The sequence below is a fragment of the Bacteroidota bacterium genome, from assembly GCA_021300195.1.
Lineage (GTDB): Bacteria > Bacteroidota > Bacteroidia > J057 > JAJTIE01 > JAJTIE01.
Genome location: JAJTIE010000002.1, coordinates 75,300 through 92,864 on the forward strand (window position 1 = coordinate 75,300; position 17,565 = coordinate 92,864).

17 protein-coding genes are annotated in these 17,565 nt (G+C 56.8%); 7 read left to right on the top strand and 10 right to left on the bottom strand.

Annotated elements, in window-relative coordinates:
* Nucleotides 1-91 precede the first annotated feature (91 nt).
* Nucleotides 92-1,831, top strand: coding sequence for a M3 family oligoendopeptidase (locus tag LW884_00690; GenBank protein ID MCE3006854.1), 1,740 nt, complete (start codon nt 92-94; stop codon nt 1,829-1,831).
* Here LW884_00690 and LW884_00695 read toward each other — a convergent pair.
* The 4 genes from LW884_00695 to LW884_00710 are packed head-to-tail and all read right to left on the bottom strand — an operon-like array spanning nt 1,779 to nt 4,615.
* The gene (locus LW884_00695; GenBank protein ID MCE3006855.1) at nt 1,779-3,077 is read right to left on the bottom strand and encodes an O-antigen ligase family protein; all 1,299 of its coding nucleotides are present in this window, start codon (nt 3,075-3,077) and stop codon (nt 1,779-1,781) included. The two genes, LW884_00690 and LW884_00695, sit on opposite strands and share 53 nt — an antisense overlap.
* Entirely contained in the window at nt 3,077-3,289 is a 213-nt protein-coding gene (locus tag LW884_00700; GenBank protein ID MCE3006856.1) for an AtpZ/AtpI family protein, read from the bottom strand. The genes LW884_00695 and LW884_00700 overlap by 1 nt, the downstream gene beginning before the upstream one ends.
* Nucleotides 3,289-3,792 (bottom strand): polymer-forming cytoskeletal protein, encoded by a 504-nt coding sequence (locus LW884_00705; GenBank protein ID MCE3006857.1) that lies wholly within the window; start codon nt 3,790-3,792, stop codon nt 3,289-3,291. Before LW884_00705 ends, LW884_00700 begins: the two co-directional genes overlap by 1 nt.
* A gap of 43 nt (nt 3,793-3,835) precedes the next feature.
* Nucleotides 3,836-4,615 (bottom strand): M23 family metallopeptidase, encoded by a 780-nt coding sequence (locus LW884_00710; GenBank protein MCE3006858.1) that lies wholly within the window; start codon nt 4,613-4,615, stop codon nt 3,836-3,838.
* Nucleotides 4,616-4,630: 15 nt separating this feature from the next.
* Here LW884_00710 and LW884_00715 point away from each other — a divergent pair, with 15 nt between their 5' ends.
* Complete coding sequence (locus LW884_00715; GenBank protein MCE3006859.1) at nt 4,631-7,321, top strand: hypothetical protein; 2,691 nt, start codon at nt 4,631-4,633, stop codon at nt 7,319-7,321.
* 19 nt (nt 7,322-7,340) lie between these two features.
* Here LW884_00715 and LW884_00720 read toward each other — a convergent pair whose 3' ends face one another.
* Genes LW884_00720 through LW884_00730 form a run of 3 tightly spaced genes read right to left on the bottom strand, consistent with a single transcriptional unit; the run spans nt 7,341 to nt 9,650 of the window.
* Nucleotides 7,341-8,099: a queuosine precursor transporter gene (locus tag LW884_00720; protein MCE3006860.1), complete on the bottom strand. Its 759-nt coding sequence runs from the start codon at nt 8,097-8,099 to the stop codon at nt 7,341-7,343.
* Nucleotides 8,092-9,033: a ribonuclease Z gene (locus tag LW884_00725; protein ID MCE3006861.1), complete on the bottom strand. Its 942-nt coding sequence runs from the start codon at nt 9,031-9,033 to the stop codon at nt 8,092-8,094. The genes LW884_00720 and LW884_00725 overlap by 8 nt, the downstream gene beginning before the upstream one ends.
* 20 nt (nt 9,034-9,053) lie before the next feature.
* Entirely contained in the window at nt 9,054-9,650 is a 597-nt protein-coding gene (locus LW884_00730; protein ID MCE3006862.1) for an STAS domain-containing protein, read from the bottom strand.
* 318 nt (nt 9,651-9,968) lie between these two features.
* Here LW884_00730 and LW884_00735 point away from each other — a divergent pair, with 318 nt between their 5' ends.
* From LW884_00735 to LW884_00745, 3 genes are all read left to right on the top strand, one after another.
* Nucleotides 9,969-10,793 (top strand): DUF3108 domain-containing protein, encoded by an 825-nt coding sequence (locus LW884_00735; GenBank protein ID MCE3006863.1) that lies wholly within the window; start codon nt 9,969-9,971, stop codon nt 10,791-10,793.
* Nucleotides 10,794-10,890: 97 nt separating this feature from the next.
* Entirely contained in the window at nt 10,891-12,153 is a 1,263-nt protein-coding gene (locus LW884_00740; protein MCE3006864.1) for a polysaccharide biosynthesis C-terminal domain-containing protein, read from the top strand.
* 62 nt (nt 12,154-12,215) lie between these two features.
* The gene (locus LW884_00745; GenBank protein MCE3006865.1) at nt 12,216-13,514 is read left to right on the top strand and encodes an aminopeptidase P family protein; all 1,299 of its coding nucleotides are present in this window, start codon (nt 12,216-12,218) and stop codon (nt 13,512-13,514) included.
* A 29-nt stretch (nt 13,515-13,543) separates the two neighbouring features.
* On the opposite strand, the gene LW884_00750 is transcribed toward LW884_00745, so the two are convergent.
* Together LW884_00750 and LW884_00755 are read right to left on the bottom strand one after the other, a co-directional pair.
* Nucleotides 13,544-14,491 carry a glycosyltransferase family 2 protein gene (locus tag LW884_00750; protein ID MCE3006866.1) on the bottom strand — a complete coding sequence of 316 codons (948 nt, stop codon included), beginning with the start codon at nt 14,489-14,491 and terminating at the stop codon, nt 13,544-13,546.
* A complete protein-coding gene (locus LW884_00755; protein MCE3006867.1) occupies nt 14,492-14,893 on the bottom strand; it encodes a response regulator in 402 nt (133 codons plus the stop codon).
* A gap of 123 nt (nt 14,894-15,016) precedes the next feature.
* On the opposite strand from LW884_00755, the gene pth reads away from it, so the two are divergent.
* A complete protein-coding gene (gene pth, locus LW884_00760; GenBank protein ID MCE3006868.1) occupies nt 15,017-15,604 on the top strand; it encodes an aminoacyl-tRNA hydrolase in 588 nt (195 codons plus the stop codon).
* A gap of 89 nt (nt 15,605-15,693) precedes the next feature.
* Nucleotides 15,694-16,587, top strand: a complete 894-nt coding sequence (locus tag LW884_00765; GenBank protein ID MCE3006869.1) for a thioredoxin family protein — start codon at nt 15,694-15,696, stop codon at nt 16,585-16,587.
* Nucleotides 16,588-17,195: 608 nt separating this feature from the next.
* Here LW884_00765 and LW884_00770 read toward each other — a convergent pair.
* A partial coding sequence (locus tag LW884_00770) for a hypothetical protein (protein ID MCE3006870.1) occupies nt 17,196-17,565 on the bottom strand: 370 nt, incomplete at its 5' end.

Here is a 17,565-nt window from a genome sequence, read left to right on the forward strand (position 1 = left end):
GCTTTTTTTGTCGGAAAACATTGCACCAGCCGGGCCCAATGCGCTATCTTAGCCCGCACCAGCAAAATAGCCCTCACCCACCCTGCCTGTTATGATGGAAACGGAAACACTCTCTCTTACCCCCACGGTACGCGGTTTTGTACCTGCCGACTTCAAGCTTACCGACTTTGCCAGCCTGAAGCCCTGGTACGACCGGCTGCTGGCACGCCCCATCGGCTCGGTGGCCGAGCTACAGCAGTGGCTGAAAGACTGGGATGAGCTGGATGCTATTGTGGAAGAGGACAGCGCCTGGCGCTACATCCGCATGACCTGCAATACAGCCGACGAGCAGATTAAGCAGGCCTACCAGTTCTTCATCAGCGAGATACAGCCGCAGCTCTCGCCCATACACAATGCGCTGGAGAAGAAGTACTACGACAGCCCGCACCGAGCGGGGCTGACGGGGCGTGCGTACCAGGTGCTGGATCGTACCATTGCCAAAGACATTGAGTTGTTTCGCGAGGCGAATATACCCCTGCAGCGAGAGGAAGGCCTGACGGCCCAGACCTACGATGAGCTGATGGGGGGCCTGACGGTGGAGCATGACGGGCAGGAGCTAACCATGCAGCAGGCCGGAAAGCTGCTGCAGGAGGAAGACCGCAGCCTGCGCGAAACCGTATACCGAAAGATGGCGGAACGCAGAGCCCAGGAAGCCGAGCGGGTGGAGGACCTATTCGACCAGCTGGTGCAGCTACGCAGCCAGATAGCCCAGAATGCGGGCTTTGCTAGCTACACAGACTATAAGTTCCGGGCCATGGGCCGCTTTGACTATACACGGGCCGACACACAGGCCTTTCATCAGGCGGTGGAGGCGGTGGTAAAACCAATATGCCTGGCACTGAATGAAGAGCGCCGCCATGCCCTGGGCCTGGATAGCCTGAAGCCCTGGGATACAGCCGTAGACGTGTATGGCAAGGGGCCGCTCAAGCCCTTCGACACAGCCGAGGAGCTGCTACAGGGCAGCATACAGGCCCTGCGCAGGCTAAAGCCTGTGCTGGGCGACATGATAGCCAGGATGGACGAAATGGGCCAGCTAGACCTGGCCTCGCGCAAGGGCAAGGCACCCGGGGGCTACAACTATCCGCTGGCTGAGACAGGCGTGCCCTTCATCTTTATGAACGCCGTAGGTACGCAGGCCGACCTGACCACCATGGTGCATGAGGCCGGGCATGCCATCCACTCCTTTGTAACCCGAGACCTGGAGCTGGGCTTCTTCAAGCACACACCCAGCGAGATAGCCGAGCTGGCCAGCATGAGCATGGAGCTGATGAGCATGGACCACTGGGATGTGTTCTACCAGGATGCGGAAGCACTACGCCGGGCACGCATAGAGCAGCTTACCCGCTGCATCACCATCCTGCCCTGGATAGCCACTGTAGATGCCTTCCAGCAATGGGTGTACGACCACCCCACCCACACCCGGGCCGAAAGAAGCCAAGCCTGGGTGGCCCTATACGACCGCTTTCATGGCGGGGTAGACTGGCAGGGCCTGGAGGGACACAAGGAAAGCATGTGGCATAAGCAGGGGCATATTTTCGATGTACCCTTCTACTACATAGAGTATGGCATAGCCCAGCTGGGAGCCCTGCAGATGTGGAAGCAGTACCGGCAAGACCCCGCCAAGGGGCTAGATGCCTACCTGAATGCCCTGAAAAAGGGCTATACCGCTGGTATACCCGAGGTGTACGCTGCGGGGGGCATACGCTTCGACTTCAGTGCACAGGCCATGCAGGCGCTCTTCAGCTTTGTGCAGCAGGAACTGGACGCGCTAAAGCAAACCAAAGTAGCATAAAGGCGATGAAGCCAACACCGATCTGGCGCTCAAGCAGGCTCTCGAACCCAAATGCAAACAGGATGAGGGCTGCAAAACCCAGCTGCAGTACAGTGGGCCGCTGTAGCAGGGGCAGTAGGAGCATGAGCAGTAGTACACACCCACCCACCAGGCCATAGGCCAGGCAGGTCTCCAGGTACTGGTTGTGGGCGTATACGCGGCGCTCCGGCAGCAGCCTCAGCTGCATCTGCTCATACTGGTGGTGCATGGCTACCTCCGTATTGGCCGGGCCATAGCCCAGCAGCGGGCGCTCGGCTATCAGCTGCAGGGCATTGTCCCAGGCGGCAAAACGGCGGCCCATACTCCAGTCGCTCAGATCGCCACCTGCGTGGTAGTTGTGCACGTCTGCCAGGCTAATGTCTATCCGGTGCCGAAAGGCCTCCAGCCCTAGGTAGGCAACAGTGGGCAGTAGCGGCAGCAGCAGTAAGACCAAGATGGCCCACTTCTTTCGGTAGCGATACATTGCCCCAAAACCATACACCAGCAGGGCCAGATAGAGCCCAAATAGCCCCGTACGGGAGCCCACAAAGTGCACATTGAGCAGCAACACCAAAAACACGAAGGCTAGAAACAAGCGGTAGCCCCACCCGCGCGCGCTGCGCAGCAGGTGTAGGCTCCACAGCACGCCAAAGCCAGCTACCACACCATAGTAGATATGCGATACGCGACGGATAACAATGGGGAAGCCCTTACCCTGGCTGATAAGTCGTGTGAGATGCTCGTAGTCAAGCACATAACGAACAATATTACCCAAGCCAACGGCCCCTACGGCTAGCAGAAACAAGATGGGTATCCAGCGCCGCTGCATGGGGCTAAGGGGCGGGGCAAAGAGCAGGCTAAGTGCCACAATTAGCAGCGGTAGCTTGATGCGCACTTCATCCAGCCAGGTGGCGGTGTGATCCAGCCTGCCCGCACGGATTTTGCTCACCAGCCCTTCGCCCACGGGGATGCCCCCCATGGCCGGGTAGAGCCCACCCAGCAGGGCCAGGGCAAAAAGCCCAAGCAGACCCCAGACGGCTGGGCTGCGGCACAGGCGCTGCCCCAGGCTGGCCCAGTGGCTGTGCACGCAGGCCACCAAGGCTAGCAACCCATACCCAATGCTAAGCAGGGCGGGCGAGCTGAGCAGCCCCACGGCCACACAGGCCAAACCCAAACCTAGCACCCAATGCCGCCAGGCGGCACGCCACAGCCCAGCGGCACGCTCCACTAGTCTTTCTGCTTAAAGGTTGCTTTTATCAGATAGATCATGGCAAATATGCAGCCTGCCAGGGCGCAGCCTGCCAGAAAGTAGGGGCGCGTGGTGCCCACCCACTGATCCAGCTTGTATCCCAGCAGTGCCATTATCAGCACATACGACACCATCTGGAGGCCCATGCTGGTGTAGCGCACGTAGCCCTGGTATTTGGGTGGGCCAGGCATTAGTGTGCCTTAACGGCATCGGGCTTGGCGGTGCTGTCCTGCTTGTTCAGCTGCGTCAGCTTGTCCTGTGCGCCCTTGTTTTTGCCCAGCAGGTCTGGCACGGGGGTATTGCGCAGTTTGTCTTGCGCTTCTTTTCCCATCTTACAGCTGCCCGTAAAGATGGCACCGGCCTGCACCGTCATTTTTTCGGTCAGGATATCGCCCTGCACCTTGCCGGTTTCTTGTAGGATCAGCTGGCTACGTACAATAACCGCACCCTGCACCAGCCCCTCTATGGTGGCATTGGCAGCATCTATATTGCCGTCTATGGCACCCTTTTTCCCCACCACCAGCTTGGACTTGCACACCAGGTTACCTACGATTTTCCCTTCTACCCGCAGGTCTCCCTCGCTCATTACATCGCCCACCAAGGTCATGCCCTCGGCTACGATGCTGAGTGTACCCTCGGTGCCCTGGCGCCGCTCTTCCACCTGTTTTTTTGTTGGATTATTGAAAACTGACATTCCTGAAATAATTTTAGAATAAATGCCCTAGGGCACAAAAACGCTAGTAAGATACGTATTTAAGGGGATCTACGGGTTTCCCGTTTTCCCAGATCTCGAAGTGCAGGTGTGGGCCGGTGGATAACTCGCCCGAGTCTCCGGCTGCCGCCACGGGCTCTCCGGCCAGCACATAGCTGCCTACTTTCTTGAACAGCCGGTTGTTGTGCTTATAAATGCTGATGGTATTTGACGCATGCTGCAGGGCAATAACATGGCCGGTGTCATGCGAGTATTCGGCAAAAATCACCCGCCCGTCTGCCGCCGCCACCACCGTAGCATTGGTAGCGGCACTTAGGTCGATACCAAAATGCTCATCCTTTTCGTGGAAGCGCTTCGTCAGCTTGCCCTCCACCGGGTTTACAAACGTATTGGCCTGGGCTCCGCTAAGGCCCAGGGCAGTGGTGCTGCCCGGCATGGTCAGCAGGCCCTCGGCCCGGGCCAGCATGCTATCCGTCTGCTGTAGCTGCAGCACCTGCTGCAGTACCAGCGTAAAGCTGTCCTGCCGCGCTATCTGGTGGGTCAGCCGGTCGGTGTCCTCCATCAGCCGGGCGTGTTCGCGCTTCAGCTGCGCATCGGTGTAGCCGGGTATAAACTCGCGCAGGGGCGTAAAGACGATGAGCACCGAAGTAACAACGATGAGCAGGCCCATAGCCACCACCGATAGCAAAAGTAGCCGACCCAGCGTGAAGGTGTAATTTCCGGCCTGCGCATACGTTTCATTATGGACAATGATGAAGCGGTACGTTTCTTTCAGCTTGGTGCGGATGCGGGATAACAGGCCCATGCAATTACTGAAGTGATGAAAAAGCGTATTTTCGTGCGAACATCTGGCTTTCGCCCCGTGCGCAAAATTACGTTTTTTTTCCTCGCTCTGGCCCTACTGGCCGGGTGCAGTGCTGACAAGGACACCTTTGTGAGCCGAAATTACCACTCGCTGGTAAGCCACTTCAACGGCTACTACCACGCCCACCAGCGATACCTGGAGGGTGTAAAGCAGGTAGAGCAGCAGCCCAGCGTGCCCGAAACAGGTTTTATTTCGCTCATCAGCCTATCCGACCCCCAGGCCGCACAGGCCAGCTACGCCCAGTTTGACGAAGCCACAAAGAAACTGGATGTGCTCATCTTTCGGCACAAAAACAGCCGGTGGCTAGATGATAGCTACCTGCTGAAAGGAAAAATCGCCTTCCAAAAGCGAAACTATTACGAGGCCATGCTCAATTTTGAGTATGTGTTGAAAAAATTCCCCAAAACAGAGCTGGCTGCCGAGGTACTGCTGTGGATGGCCCGGGCAGAACTAATGGCTGAAAATCCCTACCGGGCTTCCGAACTCATCAAGACCATACGCAGCCGGTACGGCACCCTGGAAAAGCGACTAAGGCCAGACATAGCCGAACTGGAGGTAACCCTGCTGCTGCAGCAGGAAAAGTACAACGAGGCACTGGTAATCCTGCAAACCGAGTATCCCTACGTAAAGGGCAGACGACGAAAAGCCCGCTGGCAGTACCTGACAGGCCAGCTGCTGGACGTACGAAACGCCTTCCCCCCGGCCGTACAGGCATTCCAGCTGACGGCAAAGCTGAACGCGAGCAACCAGATGAACTTCCAGGCAAAACTGCAGCTGATCCGGCTGTACCTGAAGTACCAGCCCAATGCACCGGAAAGCACCGAGTACCTGGCCAAGCTACTGCGCCAAATGGCGCGAGACGGAAAATACAAAGAGTACAGAGACCAGATATACTACCAGTATGCCGAGCTGGCACTGAAGCAAAAAGATACGGAACGCGCCCTGAAGTACCTGCGCCGTAGCCTGGATGAGAGTAAGGGAAACCCCCGCCAAAAAACCCTTTCGTACTACCGCTACGGAGAGATCAACTTCTACCAGCTAAACCGGCTGGATATAGCCCAGGCGTATTTTGACAGCGCTGCCACCGTGGCCCCCCAGGACTTTCCGGACCGGCAGCGCATTGTAAACCTGAGCGCCACCCTAAAAGACTATGTGCGCTACCGGCAGGTGATACAGGAGCAGGATAGCCTGCTGAGCCTCAGCCGGATGAACGAAGGTGAGCTGCTGCGCTATATAGACAGGAAGCTGGACGAAGAAGAGCGGCAAAAGGAGCAGAAGCTGGCCGAGCTGAGAGACAAGCAGCGAGAGCTGGAGGCCAGGCGGCTAAATGAGCTGAACCAGAACCTGGGCCGCCCCGGCGACGACTTTAGCGTAAGCAGTAGCTTCAAGTTTGACGACCCCAACCTGGTAGCGCGCGGCGAGGCCGCATTCCGGCGCAGCTGGGGCGAGCGACCGGATGCAGACAACTGGCGGCGCAGCAGCAAGCGAACCCTGGCCAACGCCGGGCAGCAGCGCGAAGAACTGACCGTGGAGGCCCTGAGACCCAGCAGCACCGCCGAGCTGGAAGCACGCAAGGATGCCTACCTGAAAAACGTGCCCCGCACACCCGAGCAGCGACAGGCTGCCAGCCTGGCCATAGCCGATGCCACCTTTGAGCTAGCCAACCTGATGCATCAGAAACTGTTTCTGTACGACTCGGCCGTGGTGTACTATACGCAGCTGATAAAGGGCTATCCCGAATACGAAAACCTGCCCAGGGCCATGTATAGCCTGTACCAACTGCTGAAGGACCTGAAAAAACCGGAGGCGGCAGACTATCGGGCACGCATCCTGGCACAGTATCCAAGCACCATATATGCCCGGCTAATACAGCAGGAGGGCCAGCAGGCTGCGGAGTACGATCCGGACTATGACTTCCAGCAGTCGTACCAAAACCTGTATACCCTGTACGAAACAGGAGACTACAACACCGCCCTGGCCCTGTGCAACTATCTGCTAGAAAGCTCGCTGGACCACCCCGAGGCACCCAAGGTGTACTACCTGCTGAGCCAGCTGCAGGCCCGGATGGACGACCGGGAAGGGATGAAGCAAAGCCTGGAATATCTGTCGAAAAACTGGCCTACGAGCGAGCAAGCCCAGGTGGCACGCCAGACCCTGGCATACCTGAGCGGAAAGACCGAAGCGCCGCAGGCTGCCCCCGCCACAGCAGGCGGAAACACAGCTGATGCCGCCCTGCAGGGGTTTGTAGACCGGGCGGGTAATGAAAGCACCACGGTGGTGATTCTTATAGATCAGGAAAGAGTGAAAAACAGCGACCTGGATGTCATTATGGCCAACTTCCAGAAACAGTATTTTTCCAGCGAAAGCTACCGCGCTATTGTCTTTGCCTACACGGGCCAGAAGGACGAGAAGTACCACATGGTATACGTTACCAAGTTTCAGGACTACAACCTGGCCAATACCTATGTGCAAGCCCTGGCTAGCTATGAGCCCCTAATGGAACTGCTGAAGGGCACGCAGCCAGACGACCGCATCTTCTTCCTGAGTCTTACCAACTTCAAGACGGCATTCTCTCAGCGCCGTTTTCACGACTATGCCCGGTACTACCAGGCCTACAAGCAGGAGATGATCCGGGGTAGGAAGTAGGTGCTGGCACGCCCTGCTGCTAGCCCTTTCGGGCTGCCTGCTCTATCAGCTTCTCAGCCTTTTCGGTGCCCAGATAGCGGTCTATCGCCCCATGCGCCAGGTATAGTAGGGGCGTTAGCAGCAGAGCCAGCAGGCCCTTGTAGGCATAGTTTACCAGGGCAATGGCCAGCACCTGGGGCAGGCTCATCCGGCCACTGAAGTAGAAGGCAATAAAGAGTACCACAAAGCTATCTACCAGCTGGCTAACCAGCGTACTGCCCGTGGCCCGGAGCCAGATAAGCCGCGCACCGGTATAGCGGCGCAGCCAGTGAAAAGCCGTAACATCAGTCAGCTGGCCTACCAGAAAGGCCGCCAGCGAGCCGGTAATAATCCACAGCCCCTGGCCAAAAACCTGATCGAACGCCAGCTCGCGATCCAGGCCCGTGCTGGGATCGGTAGCCCAAAAACCTGCGGGTGCCAGCCACATGGCCCCATACACCATGATGAAGGCATACACCACCAGGCCGGCAGCCAGAAAGCTGAGCATGCGCACCCCGCGGCGGCCAAAGTATTCGTTGATGATATCTGTCATTACAAACACCACGGGCCACATCAGCACACCCGCAGTCAGGTTTATGCCCTGTAGGGGCTGCCCCAGCAGGCTAAACTCTAGCTCGGCAGGCAGGCCCAGGCTGCGTTCCAGGCTGAATATCTTGCTGCCTATCAGCTCGGCCAGCAGCACATTGGCCACAAAAAAGCCACCCAGTAGCCAGAACAAGCGGTCGGATTTACTATTCATGTGCAAAACCTGTGTGGGCAGCGGGGATCGGGATGGTAAGGCCCTCCTGGGCCAGGTAGGTATGGGCAAAGATGGGCCGAGCCTCGGCCAAGAAGGGTTCCAAGTCTCGGTAGCGGGCACTGTAGTGGCCCAGATACAGGCAGCCCACCTGGGCAGCCTGGGCTATCTGCGCGGCCTGTTCGGCCGTGCTGTGCAGGGTGTCTTGCGCACGGGTGGCCTGCTCCCGGAGGAAGGTAGCCTCGTGGTACAGCACATCCACACCCTGTATGTGGGGCACCAGCTCGGGCAGGTAGGCCGTGTCCGAACAGAAGGCGTAGCTATAGGCGGGGTCGGGGGCTGCGTGCACCTGCTCGGGCTGTATTATCCGGCCATCCTCCAGGCTTACGGGGTTTCCCTGCTTTAGCAGCTGCATGTAGGGCTTGGGCACGTCGTGCTTCTTGGCCTCAAAAAACAGGAATTTGGGTGGCTTGGGTTTTTCGCGAAACAGATAGCCCAGGGTGGGTATGCGGTGCAAGAGGGGCAGGGTGTATATCTCCAGCCTGTCGGTTTCATAGGCCAGCTGTGGCGTAGGGGTGGGCTCCAGCTCATGAAACCGGAGCGCATAGTGCACGCTGGAGTGGGTGGAAGCCAGCACAAACTGTACGTACGCCTCCAGGCCAATGGGGCCAATGAGGGTGAGCGGCTGGGTGCGGCTGCCCATGCTCAGGCTGGTAATGAGGCCGGGCAACCCCAGCACATGGTCTCCGTGCAGGTGCGAGATGCAAATAGCGGTAAGGTTACGCAAACCCACGCGGTAGCGCACAGTCTGCATCTGGGTGCCCTCGCCGCAGTCTATCAGGAATGAATGGCCAAAGTGGGTAAGCAGCTGCGCTGTGGGATAGCGACCAAATGCCGGAATAGCCGAATTGGTGCCCAGTATCCGTACTTCAAACATCCAGGGCCCCGGTCATCATGCTAGTCATCATCCTCTTCATCGGCCTCCTCGTCATCATCCCACTCATCATCTGCCTCTTCCTCCTGGTCGTCATCATCCCACAGCTCGTCCTCGTCCGCCTCGTCAAAGTCTTCGTCCCACTCATCATCTCCCTCTGCACCATCCGCTTCTTCCCACTCGTCTCCGCCCAGCTCATACTCTTCCTCCTCATCCTCTATGGCCTGGCCATGCGGGTGGCCTGCACGCAGCTCATCCTCCAGCTGCAGCTCCAGGCTGCCCAGCACCACGGCCTCCAGGGCCTCCTCGCGCGTAGGCAGTATGTTTAGCACGCTGGTAAGCTGAGATATCTCCATCACCTTCTGTACCATGGGGGTAATGCCGTACAGAATAAACTGCCCACCCTTCTGGCTGCACAGCCGGTTGCCCACCAGCAGGGCGCTCAGCCCACTGCTGTCAGCAAACTTGATTTCAGCCAGGTTCAGCACAATGTTTGCGAACCCCTCGCTGTTCAGCAGCACAAACTCCCCCTTCAGGGCAGGGGCAATGCGGCTATCCAATTTCTCCTCATGCAGGTCTATGACCGCTACATGATCTTGCTTATCGATGGCGTACTTCATAAATGACTGACAGGTTGTGGCAATGAGCCAACAAACAAACGATAAAGCCCGAAAGCGTGCAAGTTTTTTTATTCCAAAAATACGCTTTTTAGCCCTTGCACTCGCCTTGCCAGGGCTGGGTGCCTGTTCGGCTATCCAGGCTGGCAGCTGTGTCTATATTACTGGACGCTCCCTGCTCAGTTATCCAGCGGAGCGGGAATTTTGGCGGCATTTTGCGTATTTTGCATAATTAGATTCATTTTTTGAGCCTTTGCAATTCTTCTGGCATGCCAATTGCAGTACGCATACCAGTAGTACCCATACGTAAACGTAATAGACATGAAAAAGCCCTTTTCCCTGCTCATTATCGCCACGGGCACCCTGCTTATGGCCTTTGTACCCGGGCAGCCAGTACCACAGGCACCCCAGCATGCTACAGCACCCGATTTCCCCAGCTATACGGTGAATGCCTTCAAGCTGGGTGAGCAGATTGTGTATCGTGTGCACTACGGCGCCATTACTGCCGGAGACGTAGTATTCCGGGTAGACGACCAGCTGCACCCCTATGGCAATCGGAAGACGTATCGCTTCACGGTATCGGCCGAATCTGCCAGCAGCTTCGAGTTTATCTACAAATACAAAGCCTGGTTCGACACCTATGTAGACGAAAAGGCCCTCTTCCCCTGGCACTACAGTCGTAGCACAAATGAGGGGAGCTATCACTACGAAGACAACGTGGTATTCGACCACTACAACCGGCAGGTAAAGGGCCGAAAGGGCAGCTTCGCCATCCAGCCCAATACGCAAGACATGATTTCCGTGTTCTACTATGCCCGCTGCCTGAACTTTGACCGCCTGACGCCAGGCAAGATCTACAAGATGCCACAAACCTTTCTGGACGACAAGATGCATGCCGGCGCCTTCCGCTACTATGGCAAAGAGGTGATAAAGACCCCGCTGGGCAAGATAGAGACCTACAAGGTGGCCCCGGTGCTGGATGATGGCTCCGTGTTCCACGGCGAAGAGGAGATGAAGATCTGGATATCGGCAGATGCGAATAAGATCCCGGTGCGCATTACCTCGCCCATAGTGGTAGGTAGCATTGTGGTAGACCTGAAAAGCTACGAGAACCTGAATAACCCCTTTACTGCCCTTCAGGGCTAGGTTTTCCTTCCCATGCATACACGCAGGGTCTTGCGGGCTAGCCTGCAGGACCTTTTTTTATGTGTGGAATGCAGGCCGGGCTCGCTATTTTTGGGGCATGAGGCCCGGCAGCAGCACCGCCTACCAGCTATACAAGCTGGGCAGCTTTGGCAGTACGCTGCTATTCAGCATGTTTATGGCACACTGGCTGGGCCGGGGCGAGCAGCTGGATGCCTATGAGACGGCCCTGCTGTACGTAGGGGGCTTCAGTGCGCCACTCGGCTATGCCCTGGGGCAGGTGTTTCAGCAGGGCTACCTGCCACATAGCCGCCTGCTGCCCCACTGGCAGCTGGGCAGCCTGTGGGGCCTGGTGGCCGGCCTGGCAGTGGGGCTGGGCCTGTGGCTTAGCCGCAGCCTGAGCCTACAGCTGGTGTATCCGTCGGCAGTATTGGCCTTTGCCCTCACGGCGGGCCTGCAGCTGGAGCTTTACATCCTGAAGCGGCGGCCTCCGCATAGCTTGCTCATTTTTGCCAGCTGGTACCACGGGGGGTATTTTTTGGCCTGCCTGCTGCCCGTCTACCTGTGGCAAGACCTGGGTGCCAGCCTGTGGGCTGCTGCCGGCGTGGCCCTGCTGCGCTACCTGATCCTTACCCGGCTGCTGTGGCAGGATCCTGCTGCCCCCCGGCAGCGTGCCACTGAGCAGCTGTGGCCCCTATTCTGGCCCGTGCTGGGGGCTGGCCTGCTGGGCATTGGTGCACGGTACTTCGATGGTTTTCTGATCCGCTATGCCGACCCCGATCACTTTGTCCTATTCCGCTACGCCTCGCGCGAGCTTCCGCTTAGCGTGCTGCTTGCCAGCTCGCTCTCGGCCTACTGGGCCGGGCGGGTGGCCGATGTGGGGGGCATAACCCCCCAGCATACGCTGGCCATGCGGCGGGCCAGCACCCGCCTGATGCATCAGGTGTTTCCGCTCAGCATCCTGCTGGTGCTGCTGGCCCCCCTACTCTACCGCCTGCTCTACGGCCCCCAGTTTACCGAGGCTGCGGGTGTATTCAGCCTATACCTCCTGCTGGTTATACCGCGCTGCCTGCTGCCCCAGGCCCTGCTGGTAGGCCTGCGGCTGAATGCCCTGCTACTCCGCATAGCCCTATGGGAGCTGCTGCTGCACCTGGCCCTCTCCCTACTGCTGGTGCACACCCTGGGCTATGCTGGGGCCGCCTGGGCCACCCTGGCGGCCTATAGCCTGGAGAAGATACTACTGGTGCACCATGCCCGGCGCAGGGGTGTGCGGCTGCGCCAGTATCTTTCCATCCGCACCTGGCTGTTGTACAGCCTGGCGCTGGTGCTCAGCTGGGGTGCCAGTTGGCTATTTTTTTCGTGAAAGCGGGGCGCTATGCCTGTTTCTGGCTTGCAGGTGTGGGCCATAGCCAGTACCTTGGCCCCATGCGATACAAGACCCCACCCGCCAGCCTTTTCGAGCGGAACCGTAAGAAGTTTGTGGCACAGATGGAGCCTGGCACGGCAGCACTATTCTATGCCAATGACCTGCTGCCCACCAATGCCGACGCGCACTATAACTTTACCCAGAACTCAAACTTCTACTACCTGACCGGTATAGACCAGGAGGACTGTGCGCTTTTTCTATTCCCCGATGCACCCAGGCCCGAGCTGAGGGAGGTGCTATTTGTGCGCAAAACCAGCCCGGAAATCCAGCTGTGGGAGGGCTGGAAGTATAGCCCGGAGGAAGCCACTGCTGCCAGTGGCATTGCCCACATCCAGTACTTCAGTGGCCTGAATGATTTTTTCCTGCGGCATCTCAATCTGTTCGGGGGCTTGTATCTCTACTTCAATGAGCACGAGCGAAACCGGCTGTACTACCCCAGTGCCAGCCACCAGCTGGCGCACCGCATGCAGCAGCAGTACCCCGGGCACCGCATCCTGCGCGCGGCACCCATCCTGTACACATGCCGGATGCAGAAGGAGCCCGAGGAGCTGGCCCAGCTGCGCGAGGCCATCCGGCTGACAGACGAGGCTTTCCGGCTGGTTTTGACAGAGATAAAGCCGGGCATGAAGGAGTATGAACTGGAGGCGCTGATTACCTACACCTTTATGCGGCAGGGTGCCACTGGGCACGCCTATACACCCATCCTGGCCTCGGGCAAAAACGCCTGCGTACTGCACTATATACAGAACGATGGCCTGTGCCAAGCCGGAGAATTGATCCTGATGGATTTTGGTGCCGAGTATGGCCTGTACAGTGCCGACCTGAGCCGTACCATACCGGTAAATGGCCGCTTTACCGAGCGGCAAAAGGCCATCTACCAGGCTGTGTACCGCGTAATGCAGCGCGCCAAGCAGCGGCTACAGCCTGGCACACTGATGGTGGACTACCTGGAGGCAGCAGAGCAAGATATGGATGAGGAGCTGCTGAGCCTGGGCCTGATAAGCCCGGAGGACGTGAAGCGGATGCCTGCGGGCAAGCATGCCTGCAAGGAGAAATACTTCCCCCACGGCCTGAGTCACCACCTGGGGCTAGACACGCACGACGTGAACCGCTGGTACCAGCCCTTTCGGGCGGGCATGGTCTTCACCGTAGAGCCGGGTATCTATGTAGTGGAAGAGGGCATCGGCATCCGCCTGGAGAATGACGTGCTGATAACCGAGCAGGGCCCGGTAGACCTGATGGACGAACTACGCACCCCCCTAACCCTGGAGGAGATAGAAGCAGCCATGGCAAGATAGTGCCCGGCTGGCATGGCCAGCTACAGGGCTCAGTCCAGCTGCTCCTCTACCAGGTAGCGCGGGCGGCGCTTGGTCTCCATGTATATCTTGGCCAGGTACTCGCCCATGATGCCGATGGAGATGAGCTGAACGCCGCCTATAAAGTAGATAGGGAGCACGGTGCTGGCCCAGCCAGGCACCGTATCCAGCCGCAGGTAGCTGTACAGTGCGTAGCCACTTAGCACAAAGGTGAGCACAAAGGTGAGCAAGCCCGCTACCGTTACTACGCGCAGCGGTGCAGTGCTGAAGCTGGTAATGCCATCCATAGCCAGGCGCCACAGCCGGGCCAGGTTGTACTTACTACTGCCCTGCATGCGCTTCATGCGCGGGTAATACACCAGGCCCGCCCGGAAGCCCATCTCCGGAAAAATACCCCGCAGAAACAGGTTCACCTCTGTGTATTCATCCAGGGCCCGCAGCACGCGTGCGCTCACCAGCCTGTACTCGGCATGGTTGTAGATAATGCGGATACCCAGCATACGCAGCAGGCGGTAGTAGCTCTTGGCAGGCACCCGCTTCACCCGGGTATCGGTGCGGCGGCTGGCCCGCACGCCATACACCACCTCATAGCCCTCGTAGTACAGCTGCAGCATGTGCACAATGGCCTCGGGGTCATCCTGTCCGTCTGCATCCAGGGTTACCACCACATCGGCCCGGGCGTGCTGCATACCGGCCAGGAGTGCTGACTGCTGGCCGAAGTTTCGGCTCAGGCGCAGGGCCTTTACCTGCTGGGGCAGGCGGGCATGCAGCGCCTGCATGGTAGCCCAGCTGTCATCGGTGCTGCCGTCGTCTACCAGCAGCAGGTAGCTGGCAGGTAGTATCAGGCCCTGTGTAGCCAGCCGGTCACAGAGGTCTAGTAGCGCCGCTGTCATTTGGGGCAGCGTATCCTGCTCATTGTAGCAGGGCAGCACCAGGGCTAGCAGGGCGGGTTTGGGCATTTAGTTCAGGGGCTTGGCTATCAGTCGTTCTATTTCGGCCATCAGCTCCGCCTTATCCCAGGGCTTGGCTACAAACTTGTAGAGCCTGGCCTCGGCTTTGGCACGCTCCACACTGGCCTGGTCTGCCTGGCCGCTCAGCATAATCATCTGCACGTGGGGGAAACGCTTATGCACGTTGACCATAAATTCATCCCCCTTCACGCGGGGCATCAGCCAGTCGCATATTATCAGGTCTACGGTTTGCCCCTCGGCATACAGCTCATCAATGTACTCTTCGGCCTCCTCAGCACTCGTAAAGCCTTCGTACAGATATCTATTCCCGAATGTATTGTTCAGCTGGCCAATGAGGCTGGTAAGCACTACCTGCTCATCGTCTACACACATGATAATTTTCTTCGGCATACAGGGGTCGAGTTTAGGTTTAGCATTTCATGTTGTGGCGTAAATCTAGGGAATTTGAGGCAAAAATCTTGCGTAACTTGCGCCATGCGCTTTTTCCAGAATCGTCCGGCTAGTAGTACACACATGAAGTTTCTGATCGTAGGGCTCGGAAATCCCGGAATAGAATACGTCCACACCCGCCACAATGTAGGCTGGCTGGCGCTGGATGCCCTGGCTGGAGATGCGGCCTGGGAAGACAAGCGCTATGCCTGGCGTAGCCAGGTCAAGTACAAAGGCCGGACACTTGTACTCATCAAACCCACTACCTACATGAACCTGAGTGGCAAGGCTGTGCAATACTGGCTTACACAAGAAAAGATAGCCAAACAGCATATGCTGGTGATTACCGACGATCTTTCGCTCCAGTTCGGCAAAGTGCGCCTGCGGGGCAAGGGCTCAGCCGGAGGGCACAATGGCCTGAAAGACATAGAAGCGGTGCTACAGACCCAGGAGTACGCACGCCTGCGGGTGGGCATTGGCGACCAGTATGCACCGGGCAAGCAAGTAGACTATGTGCTGGGCGAATTTGGCCCAAACGAAAAGCCGCATCTGCCCGAACTGCTGGGCACCTGTGCCGACGCTGCCAGGGCCTTCTCCTTTATGCCCCTGGAGCAGGTGATGAGCCAATACAACGGCAACGCCGTGCTGGCTACCGGCCCCGGCCCTGCCTGACCCCCCTGCCCGCAAGTAGCTGGCAAGGCTTAATGTTTTCATAACATTGGAGCCCTGATTAGAAAACACTGTAGTCCGAATTTTGCGCCGTGAAAAAAACGGGCGTGGTCAAAAAGCGGTTCCTGACCCTCAGTATGCTACTGCTGCTGGCGTGCGGGAAGCTACAGGCTACCGTGCCCGACCGGATCGTATTTGAGCCTGCAAGCCTGACACAGGCTATACAGGCTGCCAGCCACCAGGGTAAATACGTGTTTATAGATGTGCGGGCACCCTGGTGCGCGCCCTGCAAGGCTATGGAAGAACGGGTGTTTACCGAGGCATCGGTGTCCGGCTTCTGGCAGCAGCACTTCGTAAGCCTGCAGGTGGATATAGAGCAGACGGAAGATGCGGCCCTGTTGGCACAGTTCGACTACTATCAGACTAGCCTGCCAGCCCTACTCTTCTTCGACCCCCAGGGCGAGCTGGTGCATGTGGCGAAGGGCTACCAGTCGGCCAGCGAGCTGCTAGGCCAGGCACGCCTGGCCATCGACCCCAGTCAGCATCCCGCTACCTACCGTAGGCGCTACGAGGCTGGGGAGCGCAGCCCCTACTTCCTGGCCGACTATGTGCGGAAGCTGAAATCCATGGACGACCCCCGCTTAGCGAGCGTACAGGGAGAGCTGCTGCAGCAGCTGCCTGAAGATCAGTACTTTGACAGCAAGCTACAGCAGGCAGTATATGCCCAAACGGACAAGCTGGATGCCCCCCATGTACAATACCTCTGCCAAAACATGGCGGCGTATAATGCCCGCTACGGTGCGGGCCAGGCCGAGGCGATCCTGTACCTCCCCTGGCGGGATGCGTACGTGCAGGCCCTGCTTGCCCAGGATGACGCGCAGCTGGAAACAGCCCGAAATCGGGCACGGCAAATCTTTGGCCCACTTGCCCCGGACCGAATCGCAGAGGTAGACCAGCAGCTGGGCAGCTACCAGCAGCAGCCATAAGGGCACTACCCGTGCGGGGTTTTTCTTCTAACACGCCCGGCAAATGGAAGCTATCTTGGCGAAGCTTAGGGGAAAAAAGAACTTTTAAAAAAGGGGGAAGAAATGAAGACTAACTGTACATATAGTGGTTTTCAAAATAGCCAAATAAGTGCATAATAATGAGTCAACATAGTGCCTATTAATGATTCTATATATTATATTTATAATATTCTAATATATCATCTTTTTGTCATGCTTAACATCTACTTCCTCATTTAATTCATTTTTTACGCAATCCCTAATCGATCTTTTAAGTCCATTAAATTCAGGTGGAAATAATTGAAGATGGACTGTAACATAAACTAGAAACAAGAATTCAAAAAAATATAAAATGAAGAGTAATCCAAATTTATCTTTTCTAGTAGAGAAAAATAAGAAAAACATAATCACATCTTTTATAGCAAGAAATATCGAAACAAATATAAATCTTTGAACTACATGTGTATAATAACATATACCAAGAACGCTACCTGAAAAATTAACAATCATCAAAAAGAACAAGATCAGGCATGTTATTAAAAATAAGATTACAGCTATTAACCGAAAATAGAATATATTCATAATTTATCTCAATCTATCTCACATTCTTTGTATTCCCAGACTACACTTCCATCACTACTTCCTGGAAGTTCAGGCATTTCACACGGTCCCGTACTTACATCTGTATTATCAGGTACCCAAGCGGCATTATCTTTGTCCCTAGGAAGATTTCGATAATAATAAAGAGGCGATTTACATTGCCACTTTTGCATATCGAGCATGGCATTCTTAACTACATTACTATATCGACTGGTAGCATGATTTTCAATAACATCCCTCCAGTATGTTTGATGCGGTGTTTTCGCAATTCCAAATCTATCTACGCCCTCTATTTTTCGATTAAAGAAATTAACCACCGGATCATTATCCAGTTCGAACTGGTAGGTCAGTGGCTCTTCG

Excerpts from the sequence above, each read along its gene's own strand:
- LW884_00735 (MCE3006863.1), top strand. The coding sequence starts at position 9,969 with ATGAAAAAGCCCTTTTCCCTGCTCATTATCGCCACGGGCACCCTGCTT.
- pth (MCE3006868.1), top strand. The coding sequence starts at position 15,017 with ATGAAGTTTCTGATCGTAGGGCTCGGAAATCCCGGAATAGAATACGTC.
- LW884_00710 (MCE3006858.1), bottom strand. The coding sequence starts at position 4,615 with ATGGGCCTGTTATCCCGCATCCGCACCAAGCTGAAAGAAACGTACCGC.
- LW884_00715 (MCE3006859.1), top strand. The coding sequence starts at position 4,631 with ATGAAAAAGCGTATTTTCGTGCGAACATCTGGCTTTCGCCCCGTGCGC.
- LW884_00730 (MCE3006862.1), bottom strand. The coding sequence starts at position 9,650 with ATGAAGTACGCCATCGATAAGCAAGATCATGTAGCGGTCATAGACCTG.
- LW884_00725 (MCE3006861.1), bottom strand. The coding sequence starts at position 9,033 with ATGTTTGAAGTACGGATACTGGGCACCAATTCGGCTATTCCGGCATTT.
- LW884_00745 (MCE3006865.1), top strand. The coding sequence starts at position 12,216 with ATGCGATACAAGACCCCACCCGCCAGCCTTTTCGAGCGGAACCGTAAG.
- LW884_00750 (MCE3006866.1), bottom strand. The coding sequence starts at position 14,491 with ATGCCCAAACCCGCCCTGCTAGCCCTGGTGCTGCCCTGCTACAATGAG.
- LW884_00720 (MCE3006860.1), bottom strand. The coding sequence starts at position 8,099 with ATGAATAGTAAATCCGACCGCTTGTTCTGGCTACTGGGTGGCTTTTTT.
- LW884_00690 (MCE3006854.1), top strand. The coding sequence starts at position 92 with ATGATGGAAACGGAAACACTCTCTCTTACCCCCACGGTACGCGGTTTT.
- LW884_00700 (MCE3006856.1), bottom strand. The coding sequence starts at position 3,289 with ATGCCTGGCCCACCCAAATACCAGGGCTACGTGCGCTACACCAGCATG.
- LW884_00755 (MCE3006867.1), bottom strand. The coding sequence starts at position 14,893 with ATGCCGAAGAAAATTATCATGTGTGTAGACGATGAGCAGGTAGTGCTT.
- LW884_00740 (MCE3006864.1), top strand. The coding sequence starts at position 10,891 with ATGAGGCCCGGCAGCAGCACCGCCTACCAGCTATACAAGCTGGGCAGC.
- LW884_00705 (MCE3006857.1), bottom strand. The coding sequence starts at position 3,792 with ATGTCAGTTTTCAATAATCCAACAAAAAAACAGGTGGAAGAGCGGCGC.